The organism is Streptococcus mitis (assembly GCA_001560895.1).
GTDB lineage: Bacteria > Bacillota > Bacilli > Lactobacillales > Streptococcaceae > Streptococcus > Streptococcus mitis_Q.
Genome location: CP014326.1, coordinates 1,187,287 through 1,213,428, shown reverse-complemented (window position 1 = coordinate 1,213,428; position 26,142 = coordinate 1,187,287). Strand labels below are relative to the sequence as shown.

Below are 26,142 nucleotides of genomic sequence, written 5' to 3'. Positions count from 1 at the left end.
AAAGGAGTAGCCATGTCAGAAAATCAACAAGCACTGAACCATGTGGTGTCCATGGAATACATTACTGTTGATCAAGTGATGAAATTGATCAAGCGAGGAATAGAGTTTAAAAACGGAGCCCAGCTTCCTTATGAAGACCATCCGATTGTTTCCAATCTTTTCTTTGAAGATTCTACACGGACGCATAAGTCCTTTGAAGTAGCAGAGATTAAACTGGGGCTGGAACGACTTGACTTTGATGTGAAGACTAGTTCGGTCAATAAGGGTGAAACACTTTATGATACCATCTTGACCATATCTGCACTAGGAGTGGATGTCTGTGTGATTCGTCACCCAGAGGTCGACTACTATAGAGAGTTGATTGCAAGTCCGACGATTACGACTTCCATTATCAATGGTGGAGACGGTTCGGGTCAACATCCTAGCCAGAGCTTGCTTGATTTGATGACTATTTATGAGGAATTTGGTCACTTTGAGGGTCTCAAGGTTGCTATTGCAGGCGACTTGGACCACTCACGCGTTGCCAAATCCAATATGCAGATTTTGAAACGCTTGGGAGCTGAACTGTTCTTTGCAGGACCTGAGGAATGGAGAAGTCAAGAGTTTGCAGACTATGGACAGTTTGTAACCATTGATGAAATCATTGATCAGGTGGATGTCATGATGTTTCTTCGTGTGCAACATGAACGTCATGATAGTGGAGCAGTCTTTTCAAAAGAAGACTACCATGCGCAACATGGCTTGACTCAAGAACGTTACGATCGCTTGAAAGAAACAGCAATCCTAATGCACCCAGCTCCAGTCAATCGTGATGTAGAAATCGCAGATCACTTGGTTGAAGCACCAAAATCACGGATTGTCCAACAAATGACCAATGGTGTCTTTGTTCGAATGGCAATCTTAGAATCCGTACTGGCGAGTAGAAACGCCAATTAAAACACAAGACGTTAAAAGACGCCAGTGAGCGTCCACGAGAGGTGAGAATATGACAAAAAGACTTCTAGTATTAGAAGATGGTACAGTTTTTGAAGGCAAGGCCTTCGGAGCAGATATTGATGTAACAGGTGAAATCGTCTTTAATACAGGGATGACCGGCTACCAAGAATCCATTACAGACCAGTCTTATAATGGACAAATCTTGACCTTTACCTATCCTTTGGTGGGGAATTATGGAATAAATCGTGATGATTACGAATCCATTATTCCAACTTGTAAGGGAGTCGTTGTTTTCGAAGAAGCACGTAGAGCAAGCAACTGGCGAAATCAAATGACGCTGGATGAATTTTTGAAAGCCAAGAAAATTCCTGGTATCTCAGGAATTGATACGCGTGCTCTTACTAAGATTATCCGTAAGCATGGTACTATGCGTGCAACCTTGACCCATGTTGGGGACAGTATGGACCACGTGACGGACCAGCTCCAAGCAACAGTCTTGCCGACAGATAATATCAAGCAGGTTTCTACTAAAACTTCATATCCAGCTCCAGGAGTTGGTTTAAGCGTAGTGCTAGTGGACTTTGGTCTCAAGCACTCAATCCTACGTGAACTTTCTAAGCGCAACTGTAACGTGACGGTTGTTCCTTATTCAACAACGGCGGAAGAAATTCTCCATCTCAATCCTGACGGAGTTATGTTGTCAAATGGTCCAGGTAACCCAGAAGACGTTCCACAAGCACTGGATATGATTCGCGGTGTGCAAGGGAAAATTCCAATCTTTGGTATTTGTATGGGACACCAACTCTTTGCTATGGCAAACGGAGCTAAGACTTACAAGATGAAGTTTGGTCACCGTGGCTTTAACCATGCAGTACGTGAGATTGCTACAGGCCGTGTAGACTTTACTAGCCAGAACCACGGTTATGCAGTCAGCCGTGAGGACTTGCCAGAGCACTTGATTATCACCCACGAAGAAATCAATGACAAGTCAGTTGAAGGTGTGCGTCACAGATACCAACCTGCTTTCTCTGTTCAATACCATCCAGATGCAGCCCCTGGTCCACACGACGCTAGCTACCTATTTGACGAGTTTATCGAGATGATGGAAGCTTTTAAACAATCAAACTAAGAACGAGTAAAAGCTCGTCGGAGAATTTATGTAACTGAACACGGACGGAAAGCTCGGAATTTAGAGAAACCAACTTGGATTGTCAATCCTTCCTTGATTTCCTAAAATTCAATCGCTTTCTATTCGTCCTTTGTATCTTATTTAATGTCGCTCTGTGAGGCGACGAATAGAAAGGCAGGTCGTTTCTTTTAGTCGCTATCAGGCGAACTAAAAACTCCCTGCACTAGATTTTTTATCGAAAAATATCGTTTCTCTAAAAAATCGTCGGAGAATTTATTTAATGGCAACCCGAGAGTTGCCGAATAGAAAGGAGAAGATACATTGTTCGCGGAAGTGAACACGCCCTAAGAACTGTGTGAAAAAGATAAACATCGTCTTGACGCTGAAGGCGTTGGCACCGAGTTTCCTATTTTCACTGTGTTCTTTACGGGCTTTGTATCATAAACTATGCCTAAACGTACTGATATTCAAAAAATTATGGTGATTGGTTCTGGTCCGATTATTATTGGTCAGGCTGCTGAGTTTGACTACGCTGGGACCCAAGCCTGCTTGTCGTTGAAAGAGGAAGGTTATGAGGTTGTCTTAGTTAACTCAAACCCTGCCACCATCATGACGGACAAGGAGATTGCAGACAAGGTTTACATCGAACCAATTACACTTGAGTTTGTGACACGTATTCTTCGTAAGGAACGTCCAGATGCCTTGCTTCCAACTCTTGGTGGGCAAACAGGGCTCAATATGGCCATGGAATTGTCTAAAAATGGTATTCTTGATGAGCTTGGTGTCGAACTTCTGGGGACTAAATTATCTGCCATTGACCAAGCGGAGGACCGCGATCTCTTTAAACAATTGATGGAAGAACTCAAGCAACCAATTCCAGAATCAGAAATTGTCAACACGGTTGAAGAAGCTGTTGCCTTTGCAGCAACTATTGGTTACCCAGTCATCGTTCGTCCAGCCTTTACCCTTGGTGGGACTGGTGGTGGTATGTGTGCTAACGAGGAAGAATTGCGTGAAATCGCTGAAAATGGGTTGAAATTGTCACCTGTTACCCAATGTTTGATTGAACGTTCCATTGCTGGCTTCAAGGAAATCGAATACGAAGTGATGCGTGACTCAGCTGACAATGCTTTGGTTGTTTGTAACATGGAAAACTTTGACCCAGTTGGAATTCACACAGGAGATTCTATCGTATTTGCCCCTGCGCAAACCATGTCCGACTATGAAAACCAAATGCTTCGTGATGCTAGTTTGAGCATTATCCGCGCTCTCAAGATTGAAGGCGGATGTAACGTTCAGCTTGCGCTTGATCCCCACAGCTTCAAGTACTATGTCATCGAAGTAAACCCTCGTGTATCACGTTCGTCAGCCCTGGCATCTAAGGCGACAGGTTATCCGATTGCTAAGTTAGCTGCTAAGATTGCCGTCGGTTTGACCTTGGATGAGGTTATCAACCCAGTTACAGGTTCAACCTATGCCATGTTTGAGCCAGCCCTCGACTACGTCGTTGCCAAGATTCCACGTTTCCCATTTGACAAGTTTGAAAAGGGTGAGCGCCGCCTGGGTACTCAGATGAAGGCGACTGGAGAAGTCATGGCGATAGGTCGTAACATCGAAGAGTCACTTCTTAAAGCTTGTCGTTCCCTTGAAATTGGTGTGCACCACAATGAAATACCTGAACTTGCAGCAGTTTCTGATGATTCCTTGATTGAAAAGGTTGTCAAGGCCCAAGATGATCGTCTCTTCTATGTGTCAGAAGCAATTCGCCGTGGTTACACACCAGAAGAAATCGCTGAGCTTACAAAAATTGATATCTTTTACCTTGATAAACTCTTGCATATCTTTGAAATCGAGCAGGAGTTAGGTGCCCATCCACAAGATCTAGAAGTTTTGAAAACTGCCAAACTCAATGGTTTCTCAGACCGTAAGATTGCGGAACTTTGGGAAACGACAGCAGACCAAGTTCGCCAACTTCGTTTGGAAAATAAGATTGTCCCAGTTTACAAGATGGTTGATACTTGTGCGGCAGAGTTCGACTCTGAAACACCATATTTCTATTCAACCTATGGCTGGGAAAATGAGTCTATCAAGTCTGATAAGGAATCTGTACTTGTCCTAGGTTCAGGTCCAATCCGTATCGGTCAAGGGGTTGAGTTTGACTACGCAACCGTTCACTCTGTTAAGGCTATACAGGCGGCTGGCTACGAAGCTATCATCATGAACTCAAACCCAGAGACCGTTTCTACAGACTTCTCTGTGTCTGACAAGCTTTACTTTGAGCCATTGACATTCGAAGATGTCATGAACGTCATTGACTTGGAGCAACCAAAAGGTGTTATCGTTCAGTTCGGTGGTCAAACAGCCATCAACCTTGCGGAGCCATTGGCAAAAGCAGGTGTGACCATCCTTGGTACACAGGTTGCTGACTTAGACCGAGCTGAAGACCGTGACCTCTTTGAGCAAGCTCTCAAAGACTTAGATATTCCACAGCCACCAGGACAAACGGCTACCAATGAAGAAGAAGCAGTGCTTGCAGCTCGCAAGATTGGTTTCCCAGTCCTCGTTCGTCCTTCGTATGTTTTGGGTGGACGTGCCATGGAAATCGTAGAAAACGAGGAAGACCTTCGCTCTTACATGCGTACAGCTGTTAAGGCTAGTCCAGATCACCCAGTTCTTGTTGACTCTTACATCGTTGGGCAAGAGTGTGAAGTTGATGCTATCTCAGATGGAGAAAATGTTCTCATCCCTGGTATCATGGAGCATATCGAACGTGCCGGTGTTCACTCAGGTGACTCAATGGCCGTTTATCCTCCACAAACCTTGTCGCAAAAGGTGCAAGAAACCATCGCAGACTACACCAAACGCCTAGCAATCGGCCTCAACTGCCTTGGAATGATGAACATCCAGTTTGTCATCAAGGATGAAAAAGTCTATGTTATTGAGGTCAATCCACGTGCTAGCCGTACGGTTCCATTCCTTTCTAAGGTGACCAATATTCCTATGGCTCAAGTAGCGACCAAGCTCATTCTTGGGCAAAGACTTGAAGAACTTGGCTACCAAGATGGACTTTATCCTGAAAGTACTCGCGTTCATATCAAGGCGCCTGTCTTCTCCTTTACGAAACTAGCTAAGGTAGACAGCTTGCTCGGTCCTGAAATGAAGTCAACAGGTGAAGTTATGGGCTCTGATACGACTCTAGAAAAAGCTCTCTATAAAGCTTTTGAAGCTTCTTACTTACACTTGCCAACTTTTGGTAACGTTGTATTTACCATCGCTGATGATGCCAAAGAAGAAGCCTTGGACTTGGCTCGTCGTTTCCAAAATATTGGTTATGGAATCCTCGCGACAGAAGGGACAGCAACCTTCTTTGCTAGTCATGGCCTGCAAGCACAACCTGTTGGTAAGATAGGTGATGATGATCAGGATATCCCAAGCTTTGTTCGCAAAGGAAGAATCCAAGCTATCATTAACACAGTTGGAACCAAACGTACTGCTGATGAAGATGGTGAGCAAATTCGTCGTTCAGCCATTGAACATGGTGTACCACTCTTCACAGCCCTAGATACAGCTAATGCCATGCTTAAGGTACTTGAAAGCCGTAGTTTTGTCACAGAAGCAATCTAGTTGAGAAAGAATTTTCATAGTTAAAAAGCCAGCCTCAGAAATCGCTGGCTTTTATAGTGGATTGAAGTTGGGATAATACGCTTTGCTTTCTAAAAAATGTTATAATAGATTGAAATAAAATATGAACAAAACGATCAGGAAGGCCAAATGAATTTCTAAAATTTTTTAGCAGCCATAGTGTACTGTTCCAGTTTCAAGATACTATAGAAATTAATTTTAATTCCATAATCCATCACTCATTTTTGTTGCAGGATACTTACTTTTGTAAAAATGCTACACTTCAGGTTAAAAAAACGACATTTCAGATTTTCTGGTTCAGAAATAGCTATCGCTATGATATAATTATCTTATGATTATTACTATTCCTATAAAAAACCAAAAAGATATTGGCACACCATCTGATTCAGTCGTGGTTCTCGGCTATTTTGATGGTATACATAAAGGGCATCAAGAATTGTTTCGTGTTGCCAATAAGGCTGCGAGAAAGGATTTATTGCCTATCGTCGTTATGACCTTTAATGAATCTCCAAAGATTGCTTTAGAGCCTTATCATCCGGATCTGTTTTTACATATTTTGAACCCTGCTGAACGTGAAAGAAAATTAAAACGCGAAGGTGTAGAAGAATTATATCTCCTTGATTTTAGTAGCCGATTCGCTAGTCTCACGGCAGAAGAATTTTTTGCAACTTATATCAAGGCTATGAATGCCAAAATTATTGTTGCAGGTTTTGATTATACATTTGGTTCTGACAAAAAAACAGCAGAAGATTTAAAGGATTACTTTGATGGAGAAGTTATCATTGTTCCACCTGTGGAAGATGAGAAAGGAAAAATCAGTTCAACTCGTATCCGTCAAGCTATTGTAGATGGAAATGTGAAAGAAGCAGGAGAACTTTTGGGGGCACCGCTTCCATCAAGAGGTATGGTTGTCCATGGTAATGCTCGTGGTCGTACGATTGGTTATCCAACAGCTAATTTGGTGCTTTTAGACCGCACTTATATGCCAGCAGATGGCGTTTATGTTGTTGATGTTGAGATTCAAAGACAGAAGTATCGTGCTATGGCTAGTGTCGGGAAAAATGTGACCTTTGATGGAGAAGAAGCACGTTTTGAAGTCAATATTTTTGATTTTAATCAAGATATTTATGGGGAAACTGTCATGGTTTATTGGCTTGATCGCATTCGAGATATGACCAAATTTGACTCAGTTGACCAATTAGTGGATCAGTTAAAGACTGATGAAGAAGTAGCTCGGAATTGGTCTTAAGAGTTTGAGTAATTAAAAAAGAGGTTGTTTGTAATCCAAAAGATAGATGATTTAGTCTAACTTTTGAGGTCACTACACTACCTCTTTTTATTCTTTTTCAAAGGTGAATCCTTCTCCTAGGATTTCATGGGCTTCTGTAATAGTTATAAAGGCTTGAGGATCAATTCGATGAATCATTTCCTTCATTTTCACAATCTCATTTCTGCCGACAATACAGTAGATAATCTTCAAATCTTTTTGACTATAGTAGCCTTGACCGGAAATAAAAGTAACACCTCTTCCTAGGTCATCATTGATTGCCTTAGCAAGCTGGTCAGGACGTTTTGTGATAATCATGAATCCTTTGCCAGCATATCCTCCTTCACCAATCAAATCAATGACACGAGAAACAATAAAATCAAACAAAAGCGTGTAGGAAACCAATCTCAAATCCTTGAAGATCAGGAGAATGTGCATAAGAATACAAAAATCTAAGATAAAGAGCAGTTTCCCCATGGATATATGAGTGTATTTGTTGATAATACGAGCTAGAATATCAGTTCCGCCAGTTGTACCACCAGCATTAAAGATAATTCCAAGGCCAATTCCCAATAGAATTCCCGCTATAAGTGCAGTAATCAGTAAATCACCTTGAAGATCGATATGAAGGGGAATACGCTCAAAAAAGGCCAACCAGGCGGACAAGGCTAAGGTTCCGAGCAAACTAGAATAGAGGGATTTTGCTCCAAATATTTTCCAAGCTAGGATAAAAAGGGGAATATTAATCAGTAAATTCATAAGAGAAACAGGGATTTTAAAGAGATAAAAGGTGATGAGGGTAATACCTGTCGCCCCTCCTTCAAAGAGATGATGGGGAACTACAAAATAAGTCAGGCCAAAAGCATAAATAGCAGCACCTAGTAAAATGGTTAAAATGGGGTAAATTTTTTTAATCATAGGACACCTCTTTTCTTATAAGTTGATTATATCAAATTTTTACGGAAAATTTGATTGACTCCATTAGGATTTTTAATCTTTTTTTGATATAATTAGAAGTAAGAAAACCAATCTGAATCCTAAAATAGAAAGATTGATACTATGACAAAAATTAAGATTGTAACTGATTCATCTGTTACTATTGAACCAGAACTCGTAAAACAATTAGATATTACAATTGTTCCATTATCTGTAATGATTGATAATGTTGTTTATTCGGATGCTGATTTGAAAGAAGAGGGTAAATTTCTTCAGTTGATGCAAGCAAGTAAGAATCTTCCGAAAACAAGTCAACCACCTGTAGGTGTCTTTGCTGAAGTATTTGAAGACCTATGCAAGGATGGTAGCCAGATTCTTGCTATTCATATGTCCCATGCTCTTTCAGGGACTGTAGAAGCAGCGCGTCAAGGTGCCAGCCTGTCTACTGCCGATGTGACAGTTATCGATAGTTCCTTCACTGACCAAGCCTTGAAATTCCAAGTTGTTGAGGCTGCGAAATTAGCACAAGAAGGCAAAGATATGGCGGAAATTTTATCTCACGTTGAAGAGGTAAAAAATCATACGGAGCTCTATATTGGTGTTTCTACTCTAGAAAACCTAGTAAAAGGTGGACGAATTGGCCGTGTAACTGGATTGTTGAGCTCCCTTCTCAATATCCGTGTTGTCATGCAAATGAAAGACCATGAATTACAGCCAATTGTTAAAGGTCGTGGAGCTAAAACCTTTAAAAAATGGTTAGATGAGTTGACAACATCTCTCTCTGAACGTTCTGTAGCAGAGATTGGAATTTCATATTCTGGTAATGCTGACTGGGCAAAAGAGATGAAAGAAAGTTTACAAGCCTATGTTGAAAAACCAATTTCTGTTTTAGAAACAGGTTCTATTATTCAGACTCATACAGGCGAGAATGCGTGGGCTATTTTGGTACGTTACCATTCCTAAAAAAATAAAGAAAATGCAAATAAACAGCGTTTTTAACTTGACCTATAAGGGATTTTAGGATATGATTATATTTGTTAATTAGAAATTAATTTGGAGGAATCATTAACATGGCAAACAAACAAGATTTGATCGCTAAAGTAGCAGAAGCTACAGAATTGACTAAGAAAGACTCAGCAGCAGCAGTTGAAGCTGTATTCGCAGCAGTAACTGATTACCTTGCAGCTGGTGAAAAAGTTCAATTGATCGGTTTTGGTAACTTTGAAGTTCGTGAGCGTGCTGCACGTAAAGGTCGCAACCCACAAACTGGTAAAGAAATCACAATTGCAGCTTCTAAAGTTCCAGCATTCAAAGCTGGTAAAGCTCTTAAAGACGCTGTTAAATAATCAGCCTTTGAAAAGCCTATCATATCAAGCATTTGAGCTTGTGTGACAGGCTTTTCTTTTGGTTTTGGGGCAAAACACTATTTTTTCACTTGTTTTAGGATGATGTCAACCAGTATTTTCGTTATTTTCTGAGAGTGATGAGTTTTTATTGTTGATTAGTAGGATTATCAACTATTTTAAATAAGCCTATATCTCTAGCTTGTTTGTTTTACAATCAAAGCTTGAAAGTGGATGATCACATTCTCCGATACTTTATTGATTTTCAGTTGAAGTCATGTCAAATATTTAAGTAGATAGAAAGCTTATATACTATCTATTAAAAATATTATAAATCAGATACAAAGACAGGTGAAATCTTCTGTGTTATACTAGAGATATGTTAGATTTGAAAGAATACGGTATCGTCATGTGGCCGGAGGAGAAGATTAGTTCTTTCCGTGAGAAACTTCTCGCTTGGTATGATGAAAACAAACGAGATTTACCTTGGCGTAGAAGTAAAAATCCTTATCATATCTGGGTATCTGAAATCATGCTCCAGCAGACCAGGGTGGATACAGTTATCCCATACTACGAACGATTCTTGGACTGGTTTCCAACAGTGGAAAGTTTGGCAGCTGCGCCTGAAGAGCGTTTGTTGAAGGCTTGGGAGGGACTGGGATATTATTCTCGAGTACGCAACATGCAGGCTGCAGCCCAGCAGATTATGACTGATTTTGGTGGTCAATTTCCAAATGACTATGAAGGAATTTCCAGCTTGAAAGGAATTGGACCTTATACTGCAGGAGCGATTTCCAGTATTGCTTTTAACTTGCCTGAGCCGGCGGTCGATGGTAATGTCATGCGGGTTTTGGCGCGTCTATTTGAAGTTAACCACGATATTGGCATTCCAAGTAATCGCAAAATTTTTCAGGCAATGATGGAAATCTTGATTGACCCAGAACGGCCAGGTGACTTTAATCAAGCTTTGATGGACTTGGGCTCAGATATTGAGGCTCCTGTAAATCCTAGGCCAGAAGACAGTCCAGTGAAGGACTTTAGTGCGGCATATCAGAATGGCACAATGGACCGTTATCCAATCAAGGCTCCCAAGAAAAAGCCAGTTCCCATTTATCTAAAAGCACTAGTTGTGAAAAATGCTCAGGGGCAATTTTTACTTGAAAAAAATGAAAGTGAAAAGTTATTGGTAGGTTTTTGGCATTTCCCCTTGATAGAAGTAGATGAGTTTTCGCAAGAAGAGCAGTTTGACCTCTTCCATCAGGTTGCAGAAGAAAGTGTGAATTTTGGACCCAGTCCAGAAGAGAGTTTCCAGCAGGACTATGACCTAGATGTTGATTGGCTTGATAGTTATTTTGAGACTGTCAAGCATGTCTTTAGCCATCGTAAATGGCATGTTCAAATTGTAGCAGGTCAGGTGAGTGATTTCCATAATTTTTCAGATAGGGAAGTTCGCTGGCTTTCACCAGAAGAGTTTAAGAATTACCCACTTGCCAAACCCCAACAAAAAATCTGGCAGGCTTATGCACAAGCCAACTTAGACAGGAGCAAAGACTAGCTATTGTGTCGTCTTGTTATTTTTTTGGTATAATAGTAGAGAAAAAGGTGAACAAATGAAAAAAATATTAATTGTAGATGATGAAAAACCAATCTCGGATATTATCAAGTTTAATATGACTAAGGAAGGTTACGAGGTTGTAACTGCTTTTAATGGTCGTGAAGCACTAGAACAATTTGAAGCAGAGCAGCCAGATATTATTATTCTGGATTTGATGCTTCCAGAAATCGATGGTTTAGAAGTTGCGAAGACTATTCGCAAGACAAGTAGTGTGCCTATTATCATGCTTTCAGCTAAGGATAGCGAATTTGATAAGGTTATCGGTTTAGAGCTTGGGGCGGACGACTATGTAACCAAACCCTTCTCAAATCGTGAGCTTCAGGCGCGTGTCAAAGCCCTTCTTCGTCGTACAGATTTGACTTCTGTAGATAATCAAGAGTCTGATGAAAAGAAAACTCAACCCTTGCAAATTGGGGACTTGGAGATTGTGCCAGATGCCTACGTGGCTAAAAAATATGGTGAAGAACTAGACTTAACTCACCGTGAATTTGAGCTTTTGTATCACTTGGCTTCTCATATCGGTCAAGTCATTACGCGTGAACACTTGCTTGAAACGGTCTGGGGTTATGATTATTTTGGAGATGTTCGAACAGTTGATGTAACTATCAGACGTTTGCGTGAAAAGATTGAAGACACACCAAGTCGTCCTGAGTATATCCTAACACGCCGCGGTGTTGGTTATTATATGCGAAATAATGATTAAACTAATTAAAGACACAGTTTTAACCAGTGATTTTATCTTTATCCTTATTTTACTTGGCTTTATTTTAGTCGTGACCTTGCTTTTACTAGAAAATCGTCGGGATAATATTCGATTGAAGCAAATCAATCAAAAGGTAAAAGACCTGATTGCAGGAGATTATTCTCAGGTATTGGATATGCAGGGAAGCTCTGAAATCACTAATATTACCAATAATCTCAATGATTTATCAGAAGTAATTCGCTTGACTCAAGAAAATCTGGAACAAGAGAGTAAACGGTTACACAGTATCCTCTCTTACATGACGGATGGAGTTCTTGCGACTAATCGTCGTGGGAAGATTACCATGATTAATGACACGGCTAAGAAACAGTTAGGTGTTCAGAAAGAAGATGTTCTCAACAAAAGTATTCTAGAGTTGCTTAAGATTGAAGGTGAGTATGAACTTCGTGATTTGATTACCCAAATTCCTGAGCTCATCATTGATTCTCAGGATGATAATGGTGAGTATCTGAGCCTTCGTGTACGCTTTGCCTTAATCCGTAGAGAGTCTGGCTTTATTTCTGGTTTGGTTGCTGTTTTACACGATACGACAGAGCAGGAGAAGGAAGAACGGGAACGGAGACTCTTTGTTTCTAACGTTAGTCATGAGTTAAGGACGCCGCTGACTAGTGTAAAATCCTATCTTGAAGCCTTGGATGAGGGAGCCTTGTCAGAACCTGTTGCACCAGACTTTATCAAGGTGTCTCTAGACGAAACCAACCGTATGATGAGGATGGTGACAGACCTTCTTCATCTTTCACGAATTGATAATGCAACCAGCCACCTGGATGTGGAATTGATTAATTTTACTGCATTTATTACCTTTATTCTCAACCGTTTTGATAAGATGAGGGGACCAGATGAAGAGAAAAAATATGAATTAGTCAGAGATTACCCCATTACTTCAGTCTGGATTGAGATTGATACAGATAAGATGACGCAGGTGATTGATAATATTCTCAACAATGCCATCAAGTATTCTCCAGATGGTGGGAAAATCACAGTGACCATGAAGACAACTGATGATCAGATGATTTTATCGATCTCAGACCAAGGCTTGGGTATTCCTAAGCAGGATTTACCTCGTATCTTTGACCGTTTCTATCGCGTTGACCGTGCTAGAAGTCGTGCCCAAGGTGGTACGGGTCTGGGGCTGGCTATTGCCAAAGAAATTATTAAACAACATAAGGGCTTTATTTGGGCCAAGAGTGAATACGGTAAGGGATCAACCTTCACCATTGTGCTCCCTTATGATAAGGATGCAGTGAAAGAAGAAGTATGGGAGGATGAAGTAGAGGACTAGAATGAGTGAAACAGGCTTTAAATACAGTATTTTAGCGTCGGGTTCCAGTGGAAATTCTTTTTATCTGGAAACCCCAAAAAAGAAGTTTTTAGTGGATGCAGGCTTATCTGGTAAAAAGATTACCAGCCTACTTGCTGAAATTAACCGCAAACCAGAAGACCTAGATGCCATATTGATTACCCATGAGCATTCTGACCATATTCATGGAGTAGGTGTTTTAGCTCGCAAGTATGGTATGGATTTGTATGCCAATGAAAAAACTTGGCAAGCTATGGAAAATAGTAAATATCTTGGCAAGGTGGATTCTTCGCAAAAGCACATCTTTGAGATGGGAAAAACCAAAACTTTTGGAGATATTGATATTGAGAGTTTTGGTGTAAGTCATGATGCAGTCGCACCGCAGTTCTATCGCTTTATGAAGGATGATAAGAGTTTTGTCATGCTGACTGATACAGGTTATGTTAGCGACCGTATGGCAGGAATTGTCGAAAATGCGGATGGCTATCTCATTGAGTCCAATCACGATGTAGAGATTTTGCGAGCAGGTTCTTACGCTTGGCGACTCAAACAACGAATCCTATCGGATCTTGGTCACCTTTCTAATGAAGATGGTGCTGAAGCTATGATTAGGACGCTAGGAAATCGCACTAAGAAAATCTACCTAGGACATTTGTCCAAGGAGAATAATATCAAGGAGCTAGCTCACATGACCATGGTCAACCAGCTAGCACAAGCTGATCTGGGAGTTGGAGTAGACTTTAAGGTTTATGATACCTCACCAGATACCGCAACACCATTAACAGAGATATAAAAAAGAAGGCGAGTGCCTTCTTTTTTGGCTCTTTGTCAACTGTAGTGGGTTGAAGAAAAGCTAAGCTCGAGAAAGGACAAATTTCGTCCTTTCTTTTTTGATATTCAGAGCGATAAAAATCCGTTTTTTGAAGTTTTCAAAGTTCCGAAAACCAAAGGCATTGCGTTTGATAAGTTTGATGAGATTATTGGTTGCTTCTAATTTGGCATTAGAATAGGGTAACTGAAGGGCATTGACGATTTTCTCTTTGTCCTTTAGAAAGGTTTTAAAGACAGTCTTAAAAAGAGGATGAACTTTCTTTAGATTTTCCTCAATGAGTCCGAAAAATTTCTCCGGTTCCTTATTCTGAAAGTGAAAAAGCAAGAGTTGATAGAGATGATAGTGGTGTTTCAAGTCTTCTGAATAGCTCAAAAGCTTGTCAATAATCTCTTTATTGGTTAAGTGCATGCGAAAAGTAGGGCGATAAAATCGCTTATCACTCAGTTTACGGCTATCCTGTTGAATGAGTTTCCAGTAGCGCTTGATAGCCTTATATTCATGAGATTTTCGCTCAAATTGCTTCATGATTTGGACACGAACACGACTCATAGCACGGCTAAGATGTTGTACAATGTGGAAGCGATCTAGAACGATTTTGGCATACGGAAAAAGATGTTTAGCCAAGTCATAGTAAGGACTAAACATATCCATAGTAATGATTTTCACCTGACAACGAACAGAGCGATTGTAGCGCAGAAAATGATTTCTTATGATAGTTTGTGTTCTACCCTCAAGAACAGTGATAATATTGAGCTTATCAAAATCTTGAGCAATGAAACTCATCTTTCCCTTAGTGAAGGCATATTCGTCCCAGGACATAATCTCAGGGAGGTAAGAAAAATCAGACTTAAAACAGAAGTCATTGAGCTTGCGAATAACAGTTGAAGTTGAAATAGACAGCTGACGGGCAATATCGGTCATAGAAGTCTTCTCAATTAGCTTCTGGGCAATCTTTTGGTTGATGATACGAGGGATTTGGTGATTCTTCTTGACGAGAGAAGTCTCAGCTACCATCATTTTCGAGCAATGATAGCACTTGAATCGACGTTTTCTAAGGAGAATTCTAGTAGGCATACCAGTCGTTTCAAGGTAAGGAACCTTAGACGGTTTTTGGAAGTCATATTTCTTCATTTGACTTCCACACTCAGGACAAGATGGAGCGTCGTAGTCCAGTTTAGCGATGATTTCCTTGTGGGTATTCCTATTAATGACATCCATAATTTGGATATTTGGGTCTTTAATGTCTAGTAATTTTGTGATAAAATGTAATTGTTCCATAGGATTCTTTCTAATGATGGTTTGGTTGCTTTTCATTATAGATCTTATGGGACTTTTTTTCTACAACAAAATAGGCTCCATAATATCCATAGGGGATTTACCCACTACAAATATTATAGAGCCTCTTTTTTATATCTTTTACAATCCTGCAAATTCTTTGATTTCTTGTGCTGACATTGACGAGTCGCAACGGACATTGATTTGTCCATCTGCGATGTGAACAAAGCCTGGTACAGTTGGGATTCCGTAGCGTGAGCGGAATTCTTGCAACTCATTGAGTTGGCTTGGTTCTTCACTATTGATGAAGTAGATGTGGGCTTTGGTTTCAGCTACGACACCTGCCAATGTACCAGCAAATTTACGGCAGTAAGGGCAAGTTTTACGACCGATAAAGAAGGTTGCAGTTTCTTTTTTATCAAGAGCTTCTTGCGCACGCGCAACTGTAGTGACTTCAAGGTCTTTGATATTATCTAAAAATTGTTCCATGAGATTACCTCGCTTTCGTTGATAAGTCTAGTATGCCATAAAGTTTCTAAAATTGCTTAGATTTGATACGAAAAAAGATGAGATTGGTTTGTCTCATCTTTTATAGGACCTTATTTTACAAAAGCATTGATTTCTGCTTCGATATTAGCAATCTTAGCTTGTGATTCTTCGTTGGTTTCACCTACAACTGCAATGTAGAACTTGATTTTTGGTTCTGTACCTGAAGGGCGAACGGCAATCCATGAACCATCAGCAAGCGTGTATTTCAACACATCGCTTGGAGGAGTTGTCAAGTTTGTAACAGTTCCGTCAGCAGTAGTAGCAGTTTGAGCCTTGAAGTCCTCTACGACAGTGATAGCTGTTGTGTTCCATTCTTTTGGAGCATTGTTGCGGAATTTAGCCATAATTGCTTTGATTTGTTCAGCACCATCGACACCAGAAAGAGTTACAGAGATAGTCTTTTCTGCGTAGTAGCCATACTCTTTGTAGATTTCTTCGATACCGTCAGCAAGGGTCAAACCACGTGAACGGTAGTAGGCAGCAAGTTCAGCAACGACTAGAACAGCTTGGATAGCATCTTTATCACGTACGAATGGTTTAATCAAGTAACCGAAGCTTTCTTCAAATCCCATCATGTAAGTGTGGTTGTGTTTTTCTTCGAATTCTTGAATTTTTTCAGCGATGAATTTGAAACCTGTCAAAACGTTGAACATAGTTGCGCCGTAGCTTTCAGCAATCTTCGTTACCAAGTCAGTTGATACGATAGATTTACATAGGGCTGCATTTTCAGGAAGAGTTCCAGCGTTTTTGTGGGCTTCCAAGATGTATTTAGCCATGATAGCACCGATTTGGTTACCTGAAAGGTTGAGGTAGCTACCATCTTTTTGAAGAACTTCAACACCAACACGGTCAGCATCAGGGTCAGTTGCGACAAGAACATCTGCACCAACTTGACGACCAAGTTCTTCAGCAAGTGCAAAGGCTGCTTGGCTTTCTGGGTTTGGAGATTTTACAGTTGAGAAGTCTGGGTCAGCAGTTGCTTGCGCTTCAACGACTTGAACAGAGTCAAATCCTGCTTGGGCAAGAGCACGACGAGCCAACATTTCACCAGTACCATGAAGTGGTGTGTAGACAATTTTCATGTCTTTACCGAATTCTTCAATCAAGGCTGGGTTGATGTTTACATCTTTGACTTCTTTGAGGTATTCTACATCGACAGCTTCGCCGATAACTTCAATCAAGCCAGAAGCTTTTTCAGCTTCCACATCAGCAACTTCAACTGCAAATGGGTTTTCGATAGCACGGATATAAGTAGTCAACGCGTCCGCATCGTGTGGAGGCATTTGTCCACCGTCTTCACCGTAAACCTTGTAACCGTTAAATGGTGCAGGGTTGTGGCTGGCTGTGACCATGATACCAGCGAAACAGTTGAGGTGACGAACTGCAAATGATAGTTCTGGAGTTGGACGAAGGCTTTCAAATACATAAGATTTGATACCGTGTTTAGCAAGAACTGCCGCAGATTCAAAGGCGAACTCAGGTGAGAAGTGACGGCTATCGTAGGCGATTGCGACACCACGTTCTTTTTCATTTCCACCTTTTGATTCAATCAAACGAGCCAATCCTTCAGTAGCTTGGCGAACAACGTAGATGTTGATGCGGTTTGTACCAGCACCAATCAAGCCACGCATCCCTGCAGTACCAAATTCAAGATTTGTATAGAAGGCATCTTCCTTAGTTTTTTCGTCCATATTTTCCAAATCTTGACGAAGGTAGTCAGGAAGTTCCGCAAAATCAACCCATTTCTGGTAATTTTTTTGGTAAGACATTAAAATTCTCCTTTTTGTAAATTGTTTTAACCGTTCACATTATAGCACTTTTTAGTATTTTAGTAAAATGGTAGCATAATTTTCAGAAAAGTAGTGACATATGCCTGTTTATCAAGTCTTGAATGCCTTAGAGAAACATGCTATACTACTTGTATGATTATTTTACAAGCTAATAAAATTGAACGATCTTTTGCTGGAGAGGTTCTTTTTGATAATATCAACCTGCAGGTTGATGAACGAGACAGGATTGCTCTTGTTGGGAAAAATGGAGCAGGTAAGTCTACTCTTTTGAAGATTTTGGTTGGAGAAGAGGAGCCAACTAGTGGAGAAATCAATAAGAAAAAGGATATTTCTATGTCTTACCTAGCTCAAGATAGCCGTTTTGAGTCTGAAAATACCATCTACGATGAGATGCTTCATGTCTTTGATGACCTGCGTCAAACTGAGAAACAACTTCGTCAGATGGAGTTGGAGATGGGTGAAAAATCTGGTGAGGATTTGGATAAACTGATGTCAGATTACGACCGTTTATCTGAAAATTTTCGCCAAGCAGGCGGCTTTACCTATGAAGCTGATATTCGAGCGATTTTAAATGGATTCAAGTTTGACGAGTCTATGTGGCAGATGAAAATTGCCGAGCTTTCTGGTGGTCAAAATACTCGTTTGGCGCTGGCCAAAATGCTCCTTGAAAAGCCAAACCTCTTGGTCTTGGACGAGCCAACCAACCACTTGGATATTGAAACCATTGCCTGGCTAGAGAATTACTTGGTAAACTATAGCGGTGCCCTCATTATTGTCAGCCACGACCGTTATTTCTTGGACAAGGTTGCAACGATTACGCTGGATTTGACCAAGCATTCCTTGGATCGCTATGTGGGGAATTACTCTCGTTTTGTTGAGTTGAAGGAGCAAAAACTAGCTACTGAAGCAAAAAACTATGAAAAGCAACAGAAGGAAATCGCTGCTCTGGAAGATTTTGTCAACCGCAATCTAGTCCGAGCTTCAACGACCAAACGTGCCCAATCTCGCCGTAAACAATTGGAAAAAATGGAGCGTTTGGACAAACCTGAAGCTGGTAAGAAATCAGCCAATATGACCTTCCAGTCTGAAAAAACGTCGGGCAATGTTGTTCTGACTGTTGAAAACGTGGCTATTGGCTATGATGGGGAAATATTGTCAGAGCCTATCAATCTAGACCTTCGTAAGATGAATGCTGTCGCTATTGTTGGTCCAAATGGTATTGGAAAGTCAACCTTTATCAAATCTATCGTGGAGCAGATTCCTTTTATCAAGGGAGAAAAACGCTTTGGTGCCAATGTTGAGGTTGGTTACTATGACCAAACCCAAAGTAAGCTAACACCAAGTAATACGGTACTTGATGAACTTTGGAATGATTTTAAACTGACACCGGAAGTTGAAATTCGTAACCGTCTAGGTGCCTTCCTTTTCTCAGGAGATGATGTTAAAAAATCAGTAGGCATGCTGTCTGGTGGCGAGAAAGCTCGTTTGCTTTTGGCTAAATTGTCTATGGAAAACAACAACTTCCTGATTCTTGACGAACCAACCAACCACTTGGATATTGATAGCAAGGAAGTGTTGGAAAATGCCTTGATTGACTTCGATGGAACTCTTCTATTCGTCAGCCACGACCGTTACTTTATCAATCGTGTGGCAACTCATGTACTGGAATTGTCTGAGAATGGTTCGACTCTTTACCTGGGAGATTATGACTACTATGTTGAGAAGAAAGCAGAAGTAGAAATGACTCAGGCTGAGGAAGCTTCAACCAGCAATCAAGCAAAAGAACCGAGCCCAGTTAATGATTATCAAGCTCAGAAAGAAAGTCAAAAAGAGGTTCGTAAACTTATGCGACAAATTGAAAGTCTAGAAGCTGAAATCGAAGAGTTAGAAAGTCAAAGCCAAGCCATTTCTGAACAAATGTTGGAAACAAACGATGCCGAAAAACTGATGGAATTGCAGGCTGAACTGGACAAAATCATCCACCGTCAGGAAGAAGCTATGCTTGAGTGGGAAGAATTATCAGAGCAGGTGTAAAGATGGAACATCTTGGAAAAGTATTTCGTGAATTTCGGACAAGTGGAAATTATTCCTTAAAAGAGGCTGCAGGCGAGTCCTGCTCAACCTCTCAGTTATCTCGCTTTGAGCTTGGGGAGTCTGACCTGGCAGTCTCGCGTTTCTTTGAGATTTTGGATAACATTCATGTAACGATTGAAAATTTCATGGATAAGGCAAGGAATTTTCATAATCATGAACATGTTGCCATGATGGGACAAATTGTGCCACTTTACTACTCAAATGATATTGCAGGTTTTCAAAAGCTTCAAAGAGAACAACTTGAAAAGGCTAAGAGTTCGACAAATCCCCTTTATTTTGAGCTGAACTGGATTTTGTTACAGGGTCTGATTTGTCAAAGAGATGCGAGTTATGATATGAAGCAGGATGATTTGGATAAGGTAGCAGATTATCTTTTCAAAACAGAAGAATGGACCATGTATGAGTTGATTCTTTTCGGGAACCTCTATAGTTTCTACGATGTGGACTATGTCACTCGGATTGGTAGAGAAGTTATGGAGAGGGAGGAGTTTTACCAAGAAATTGGGCGCCATAAGAGATTGGTGTTGATTTTGGCCCTCAATTGTTACCAGCATTGTTTAGAGCATCTTTCTTTTGACAATGCAAGCTATTTTGAGACTTATACAGAGAAGATCATTGGTAAAAACATTAGTCTTTATGAACGAAATATTTTACATTACCTAAAAGGCTTTGCCTTGTACCAAAAAGGACAGTGTAAAGAAGGTTGTAAGCAAATGCAAGAGGCCATGCATATTTTTGACGTGCTAGGTCTCCCAGAGCAAGTAGCCTACTATCAAGAACACTACGAAAAATTTGTCAAAGATTAATTTTCCCAAATAAGGGAAAAAGAAAAAAGCTCCTTTCGGTTTTGATACAATAGTTTCAAAATTTGAGAGGAGTTTTTATATGAATCGCTATGCAGTACAGTTGATTAGTCGTGGAGCTGTTAACAAGATAGGAAATATGCTCTATGATTATGGAAATAGTGTTTGGTTGGCTTCCATGGGAACTATCGGACAGACAGTTTTAGGAATGTATCAGATTTCTGAACTCGTCACATCTATTCTCGTAAATCCTTTTGGTGGAGTTATATCAGACCGATTTTCTCGTCGTAAGATTTTAATGGTGACAGACCTTGTTTGTGGGATTCTTTGTCTGGCTATTTCGTTCATAAGGAATGACAGTTGGATGATTGGGGCTTTGATTGTTGCTAATATTGTGCAGGCTATTGCTTTTGCCTTTTCTCGTACAGCCAATAAAGCTATTATAACTGAAGTGGTGGAGAAAGATGAGATTGTGATCTATAACTCTCGCTTAGAACTAGTTTTGCAGGTTGTAGGTGTTAGTTCTCCTGTTCTTTCCTTCCTTGTTTTACAATTTGCAAGTCTCCATATGACGCTACTGCTAGACTCGCTGACTTTTTTCATTGCTTTTGTTCTAGTTGCTTTCCTTCCAAAAGAGGAAGCAAAAGTTCAAGAGAAAAAAGCTTTTACTGGGAGAGATATTTTTGTAGATATCAAGGATGGGTTACACTATATCTGGCATCAGCAAGAAATTTTCTTCCTTTTGCTGGTAGCTTCCAGCGTTAATTTCTTTTTTGCAGCTTTTGAATTTCTACTCCCCTTTTCAAATCAGCTTTACGGGATAGAAGGAGCCTATGCAAGTATTTTAACTATGGGGGCTATTGGTTCCATCATTGGGGCTCTTTTAGCTAGTAAAATTAAAGCTAATGTTTATAATCTTTTGATTTTACTGGCTTTGACAGGTGTCGGAGTTTTTATAATGGGATTACCACTTCCAAATTTGCTTTCCTTTTCTGGAAATTTAGTTTGTGAATTGTTTATGACGATTTTTAATATTCACTTTTTTACTCAAGTACAAACCAAGGTGGAGAGCGAATTTCTTGGGAGAGTACTAAGTACAATTTTTACCTTGGCTATTCTATTTATGCCTATTGCAAAAGGATTTATGACAGTCCTGCCAAGTGTCCATCTCTCTTCTTTCCTGATAATTGGGAGTGGTGTTATCATCTTGTCTTGTATATCGTTTATTTATGTTCGAACTCATTTTAAAAAAGAAATATAAGTCTATTTGAGTTTTAAAAATAATTCCAATCTAAATGTTTTTTCCGCCCTTCTCGTTTGTGAGGAGGGCTTAGTTTATGGTAAAATGGTCTTATGAATAAAAGAATGAATGAGTTAGTCGCCTTGCTCAATCGATATGCGACTGAGTACTATACCAGCGATAAACCATCGGTTTCAGACAGTGAGTATGACCGCCTTTACCGTGAGTTGGTTGAGTTAGAAACTGCCTATCCACATAAAGTATTAGCAGATAGTCCGACCCATCGTGTTGGTGGCAAGGTTTTAGATGGTTTTGAAAAATACAGTCATCAGTATCCTCTTTATAGTTTGCAGGATGCTTTTTCACGTGAGGAGCTTGATGCTTTTGATGCGCGTGTTCGTAAGGAACTAGCTCATCCAACCTATATTTGTGAGCTGAAAATCGATGGCTTATCTATCTCACTAACTTATGAAAAGGGGATTTTGGTTGCTGGGGCAACACGTGGAGATGGTTCTATTGGGGAGAATATCACAGAAAATCTTAAGCGTGTTAAGGACATTCCATTGACTTTACCAGAAGAACTAGATATCACGGTTCGTGGGGAATGTTATATGCCACGCGCTTCTTTTGACCAGGTTAATCAAACTCGCCAAGAAAATGGAGAGCCTGAATTTGCCAATCCTCGTAATGCGGCAGCAGGAACACTACGTCAGCTGGATACAGCAGTAGTAGCCAAGCGTAATCTTGCGACTTTCTTATATCAAGAAGCCAGTCCTTCAACTCGTGACAGCCAAGAAAAAGTGTTGAAGCACCTTGAACAACTAGGTTTTGTGGTTAATCCTAAGCGAATCTTGGCTGAAACCATAGATGAAATCTGGAATTTTATCCAAGAAGTAGGACAGGAACGGGAAAACCTGCCTTATGATATCGATGGGGTGGTGATCAAGGTAAATGACCTAGCAGGTCAAGAAGAACTTGGCTTTACCGTTAAGGCTCCAAAGTGGGCTGTAGCCTACAAGTTTCCTGCTGAGGAAAAAGAAGCTCAGCTCCTGTCAGTTGACTGGACAGTTGGCCGAACGGGTGTTGTGACTCCAACTGCCAATCTGACTCCCGTTCAGCTTGCTGGGACAACAGTTAGTCGTGCGACTCTGCACAATGTAGATTATATTGCTGAAAAAGATATCCGCAAAGACGATACGGTTATCGTCTATAAGGCTGGAGATATCATCCCTGCAGTCTTGCGTGTGGTAGAGTCCAAACGGATTTCTGAAGAAAAACTAGATATCCCAAAAAACTGCCCAAGTTGTGATTCTGACTTGTTGCACTTTGAAGATGAAGTGGCCCTCCGTTGTATCAATCCACGTTGCCCTGCCCAAATCATGGAAGGTTTGATTCACTTTGCCTCTCGAGATGCCATGAATATTACAGGTCTTGGTCCATCAGTAGTTGAAAAGCTTTTTGCTGCCAATCTGGTTAAGGATGTGGCGGACATTTATCGCTTGAAAGAAGATGATTTTCTCCTTTTAGATGGTGTCAAGGAAAAGTCAGCTGGTAAACTGTATCAGGCCATCCAAGCATCTAAGGAAAATTCTGCCGAGAAACTCTTGTTTGGTTTTGGAATTCGCCATGTCGGCAGCAAAGCCAGTCAGCTCTTACTTCAACATTTCCACTCAATTGAAAATCTGGCTCAGGCAGATCCAGAGGAAGTGGCTAGTATTGAAAGTTTGGGTGGTGTGATTGCCAAGAGTCTTCAGACTTATTTTGCGACAGAGGGCTCTGAGATTCTCCTCAGAGAATTGAAAGAAGCCGGGGTTAATCTGGACTATAAAGGACAGACAGTAGTTGCGGATGCAGCCTTGTCAGGTTTGACCGTTGTATTGACAGGAAAATTGGAACGTCTCAAGCGCTCAGAAGCTAAAAGCAAACTCGAAAGTCTGGGTGCCAAGGTAACAGGCAGTGTTTCTAAAAAGACCGACCTTGTCGTTGCTGGTGCAGATGCTGGAAGTAAACTTCAAAAAGCACAGGAACTTGGAATTGAAGTTCGAGATGAAGCTTGGTTAGAAAGTCTGTAATGATAGTTTAAAACCAGAGTTTAGACAGTAAACTAGTTTGTTAATCGGGACAAAATCGGTCAAGAATTTATTAGTGAAATAGAAACAAATCAAGAAGTAAAAAGGAAAAATAAAAACAATGTATAACTACCCTATGCGCATTCATTACCATCGCAAGAATGGTGAATACGATACCTGCTCTTTTGTAAAAAGTCAGGATCAACGAATTGATTTACTGACCTACAAAGAAGATTATTTTGGTGCCTTATTTAACTTTGAACACCCAAGTTCTTATGCCTTAGAAAGTTTGAATTTTGTAGTTCACACGGGCCAAACCAGTAAAGAGTATGCTATCCGTTTTAATTACTATCCTCTTTTAACAGAGGTCTGGATTTTGGAAGGGGATGATAGAATTTATTACTCTGAAAATCCTGCTATTGCTAGTCCTTTCTATAAAAATCAAAATCCTTTTGCCTTTGATAAGGCCATTAACAGTGCTAGTTTTGACCACCACTGGGGCTACCAAGGGGAATTGGGGTGCCGTGTAGAGAACAATCAGGCTCATTTCGCCCTCTGGGCTCCAACAGCGACAGAAGTGCAGGTTATTGTTTATGAATCAGCTACTAATGATGCACCTGTTTGGAAAACTTTTGATATGGAGAGAGGCAATAGCTACTCTTATAACCATAAAGACAATACAATCGGTGTTTGGAATTTGGATGTTGAGGAAGATTTGACTGGTAAGGCTTATCAGTATCAAGTCCAATTCCCTCATCACCAAACGGTGACACGCGATCCTTATACCATCGCGACCAGCCCTGATGGCAAACGTTCAGCTATTCTGAGTCATGCAGAAAAGCAAGTTGAAAACTTCGAGGTCAAGCACGGTTCAGAGGCTACTTGGCGTTTGACAAATCCATGTAAGGCAGTCATCTGTGAAATGCACATTCGTGATTTGACCAAATCACCGAGCTCAGGTGTAGATGAACATCTTCGAGGAACTTTCTTGGGTGCGGCTCAGACTGGGACAGTTAACCAGTACGGCCAGTCAACTTGTTTTGATTATATCAAGAAGCTAGGATATAATTATGTTCAATTGCAACCAATTGCAGACCGTCATAAAGAGTATGATGCGGATGGGAATGTAACCTACAACTGGGGTTATGACCCACAAAACTATAACGCACCAGAAACCAGCCTTTCAACAAACCCAGATGATCCAGCTCAGGTTATTCGTGATTTGAAGACCATGGTTCAAGCTTACCATGATGCGGGTATTGGTGTTATTATGGATGTGGTCTATAACCATACATTCTCAGTTGTTGATGCACCTTTCCAAACAACTGTCCCTGATTACTATTATCGTATGAATCCAGATGGTACCTTCCAGAATGGAACGGGTGTTGGAAATGAAACAGCCAGCGAACATGAAATGTTCCGTAAGTATATGATTGATTCTCTTCTATACTGGGTGCAAGAATACAATATTGACGGCTTCCGTTTTGACTTGATGGGGATTCATGATGTCAAGACTATGCAGATGATTCGTCAGAGTTTGGATGAAATTGACCCTAACATTATCCTCTATGGAGAAGGATGGGATATGGGAACAGGTCTTGCCCCTTATGATAAGGCCAAGAAAGACAACGCCTACGAAATGCCAAATATTGGTTTCTTTAATGACAATCAGCGTGATGCTGTCAAAGGTGGAGAAGTTTACGGTACTATCAAGTCAGGTTTTGTCAGTGGTGCTGCGACAGAGCCAATTCTTGCTAAAGCAATCCTTGGTAGTCGTGAATTAGGAACCTATACACATCCAAATCAAGTGCTTAACTATGTAGAAGCCCATGACAATTACAATCTTCACGATTTGTTGGCAACCCTTCATCCAGACCAAAGTTCAGAGCAAATCATGCGTAAAGTCGAAACTGCCACAGCCATGAATCTGCTCATGCAAGGGATGGCCTTTATGGAAATCGGTCAAGAATTCGGTCGTACCAAACTTGTTGCGACAGGTGAAAATGGTGAGCTGACTCATGATGATAGAGAGCGTGCTATGAATAGCTATAACGCTCCTGACAGTGTGAACCAAGTGAACTGGGACTTGATCAATGAGCGTCAAGGTAGTATTGAGTTTATCCGTCAAATTATTCTATTGAAGACAGAAACCAGTGCCTTTTCTTACCCTACTTATGATGAGATTTACCATCATGTTTTTGTTCATTCAGCTCACGAGCACAGTGGTTGGATTGTATATGAAATCCACGGGGAAGAACACCTATTGATCGTCTTTAATGCAAAAGGAGATGCGTTCCAGTTTGAAAATGCAGGAAATTTAGAACTCTTGGTGACCAATAGTCCTTCTGATGAGGAAAACAAAGTTGGTGGTGTCAGTGTTAGCATTTTTAAAGTGCTATAAATGTTAGTTTATTTTTTGGTATTTCTTTTATAAATATTTTAAAAACAAATCAGGAAATTCGTTTTCTGATTTGTTTTTTACCTAAAAATACTACTTTTATTAGAAAAATAACGAACTTTATGATATCCTTGTAAATAAAATGATTGGTTTTCATAATC

At 40.5% G+C, this 26,142-nt stretch carries 19 protein-coding genes; 15 read left to right on the top strand and 4 right to left on the bottom strand.

Annotated features, from left to right (window positions below; all coding sequences use genetic code 11):
* Window positions 1–12 precede the first annotated feature (12 nt).
* The 4 genes from AXK38_05830 (at window position 13) to AXK38_05815 (ending at window position 6,956) form a co-directional block, all read left to right on the top strand.
* On the top strand, window positions 13–936 hold the full coding sequence (locus tag AXK38_05830) for an aspartate carbamoyltransferase catalytic subunit (GenBank protein ID AMH88788.1): 924 nt from the start codon (window positions 13–15) through the stop codon (window positions 934–936).
* Between the two features lie 49 nt (window positions 937–985).
* On the top strand, window positions 986–2,065 hold the full coding sequence (locus tag AXK38_05825) for a carbamoyl-phosphate synthase small subunit (GenBank protein ID AMH88787.1): 1,080 nt from the start codon (window positions 986–988) through the stop codon (window positions 2,063–2,065).
* A gap of 447 nt (window positions 2,066–2,512) precedes the next feature.
* Window positions 2,513–5,689, top strand: a complete 3,177-nt coding sequence (locus tag AXK38_05820; GenBank protein AMH88786.1) for a carbamoyl phosphate synthase large subunit — start codon at window positions 2,513–2,515, stop codon at window positions 5,687–5,689.
* Between the two features lie 349 nt (window positions 5,690–6,038).
* The gene (locus tag AXK38_05815; GenBank protein AMH88785.1) at window positions 6,039–6,956 is read left to right on the top strand and encodes a bifunctional riboflavin kinase/FMN adenylyltransferase; all 918 of its coding nucleotides are present in this window, start codon (window positions 6,039–6,041) and stop codon (window positions 6,954–6,956) included.
* A gap of 87 nt (window positions 6,957–7,043) precedes the next feature.
* Here AXK38_05815 and AXK38_05810 read toward each other — a convergent pair whose 3' ends face one another.
* Complete coding sequence (locus tag AXK38_05810) at window positions 7,044–7,892, bottom strand: hypothetical protein (protein AMH88784.1); 849 nt, start codon at window positions 7,890–7,892, stop codon at window positions 7,044–7,046.
* Between the two features lie 141 nt (window positions 7,893–8,033).
* Here AXK38_05810 and AXK38_05805 point away from each other — a divergent pair, with 141 nt between their 5' ends.
* The 6 genes from AXK38_05805 (at window position 8,034) to AXK38_05780 (ending at window position 13,724) form a co-directional block, all read left to right on the top strand.
* On the top strand, window positions 8,034–8,873 hold the full coding sequence (locus AXK38_05805; GenBank protein ID AMH88783.1) for an EDD domain protein: 840 nt from the start codon (window positions 8,034–8,036) through the stop codon (window positions 8,871–8,873).
* Between the two features lie 107 nt (window positions 8,874–8,980).
* Window positions 8,981–9,256 carry a DNA-binding protein gene (locus tag AXK38_05800; GenBank protein AMH88782.1) on the top strand — a complete coding sequence of 92 codons (276 nt, stop codon included), beginning with the start codon at window positions 8,981–8,983 and terminating at the stop codon, window positions 9,254–9,256.
* A 376-nt stretch (window positions 9,257–9,632) separates the two neighbouring features.
* Window positions 9,633–10,808, top strand: a complete 1,176-nt coding sequence (locus AXK38_05795; GenBank protein ID AMH88781.1) for an A/G-specific adenine glycosylase — start codon at window positions 9,633–9,635, stop codon at window positions 10,806–10,808.
* Window positions 10,809–10,863: 55 nt separating this feature from the next.
* Window positions 10,864–11,571, top strand: a complete 708-nt coding sequence (locus AXK38_05790) for a PhoP family transcriptional regulator (protein AMH88780.1) — start codon at window positions 10,864–10,866, stop codon at window positions 11,569–11,571.
* Window positions 11,564–12,913, top strand: coding sequence for a PAS domain-containing sensor histidine kinase (locus tag AXK38_05785; protein ID AMH88779.1), 1,350 nt, complete (start codon window positions 11,564–11,566; stop codon window positions 12,911–12,913). The genes AXK38_05790 and AXK38_05785 overlap by 8 nt, the downstream gene beginning before the upstream one ends.
* A gap of 1 nt (window position 12,914) precedes the next feature.
* On the top strand, window positions 12,915–13,724 hold the full coding sequence (locus AXK38_05780) for a metallohydrolase (GenBank protein ID AMH88778.1): 810 nt from the start codon (window positions 12,915–12,917) through the stop codon (window positions 13,722–13,724).
* A gap of 60 nt (window positions 13,725–13,784) precedes the next feature.
* On the opposite strand, the gene AXK38_05775 is transcribed toward AXK38_05780, so the two are convergent.
* The 3 genes from AXK38_05775 to AXK38_05765 all read right to left on the bottom strand — a co-directional run bounded on the left by AXK38_05775 (window position 13,785) and on the right by AXK38_05765 (window position 17,356).
* The gene (locus AXK38_05775) at window positions 13,785–15,041 is read right to left on the bottom strand and encodes a transposase (GenBank protein ID AMH89645.1); all 1,257 of its coding nucleotides are present in this window, start codon (window positions 15,039–15,041) and stop codon (window positions 13,785–13,787) included.
* A gap of 138 nt (window positions 15,042–15,179) precedes the next feature.
* A complete protein-coding gene (locus AXK38_05770; protein ID AMH88777.1) occupies window positions 15,180–15,527 on the bottom strand; it encodes a bacterocin transport accessory protein in 348 nt (115 codons plus the stop codon).
* 110 nt (window positions 15,528–15,637) lie between these two features.
* Window positions 15,638–17,356, bottom strand: coding sequence for a phosphoglucomutase (locus AXK38_05765; GenBank protein ID AMH88776.1), 1,719 nt, complete (start codon window positions 17,354–17,356; stop codon window positions 15,638–15,640).
* Window positions 17,357–17,509: 153 nt separating this feature from the next.
* On the opposite strand from AXK38_05765, the gene AXK38_05760 reads away from it, so the two are divergent.
* The 5 genes from AXK38_05760 to AXK38_05740 all read left to right on the top strand — a co-directional run bounded on the left by AXK38_05760 (window position 17,510) and on the right by AXK38_05740 (window position 25,984).
* Entirely contained in the window at window positions 17,510–19,411 is a 1,902-nt protein-coding gene (locus tag AXK38_05760; GenBank protein ID AMH88775.1) for a multidrug ABC transporter ATP-binding protein, read from the top strand.
* Between the two features lie 2 nt (window positions 19,412–19,413).
* A complete protein-coding gene (locus AXK38_05755; protein AMH88774.1) occupies window positions 19,414–20,277 on the top strand; it encodes a MutR family transcriptional regulator in 864 nt (287 codons plus the stop codon).
* 79 nt (window positions 20,278–20,356) lie between these two features.
* Window positions 20,357–21,535 (top strand): FMN adenylyltransferase, encoded by a 1,179-nt coding sequence (locus tag AXK38_05750; protein ID AMH88773.1) that lies wholly within the window; start codon window positions 20,357–20,359, stop codon window positions 21,533–21,535.
* A gap of 92 nt (window positions 21,536–21,627) precedes the next feature.
* On the top strand, window positions 21,628–23,586 hold the full coding sequence (gene ligA, locus AXK38_05745) for a DNA ligase (NAD(+)) LigA (GenBank protein ID AMH88772.1): 1,959 nt from the start codon (window positions 21,628–21,630) through the stop codon (window positions 23,584–23,586).
* Window positions 23,587–23,704: 118 nt separating this feature from the next.
* Window positions 23,705–25,984 carry a pullulanase gene (locus tag AXK38_05740; GenBank protein AMH88771.1) on the top strand — a complete coding sequence of 760 codons (2,280 nt, stop codon included), beginning with the start codon at window positions 23,705–23,707 and terminating at the stop codon, window positions 25,982–25,984.
* Window positions 25,985–26,142 lie beyond the last annotated feature (158 nt).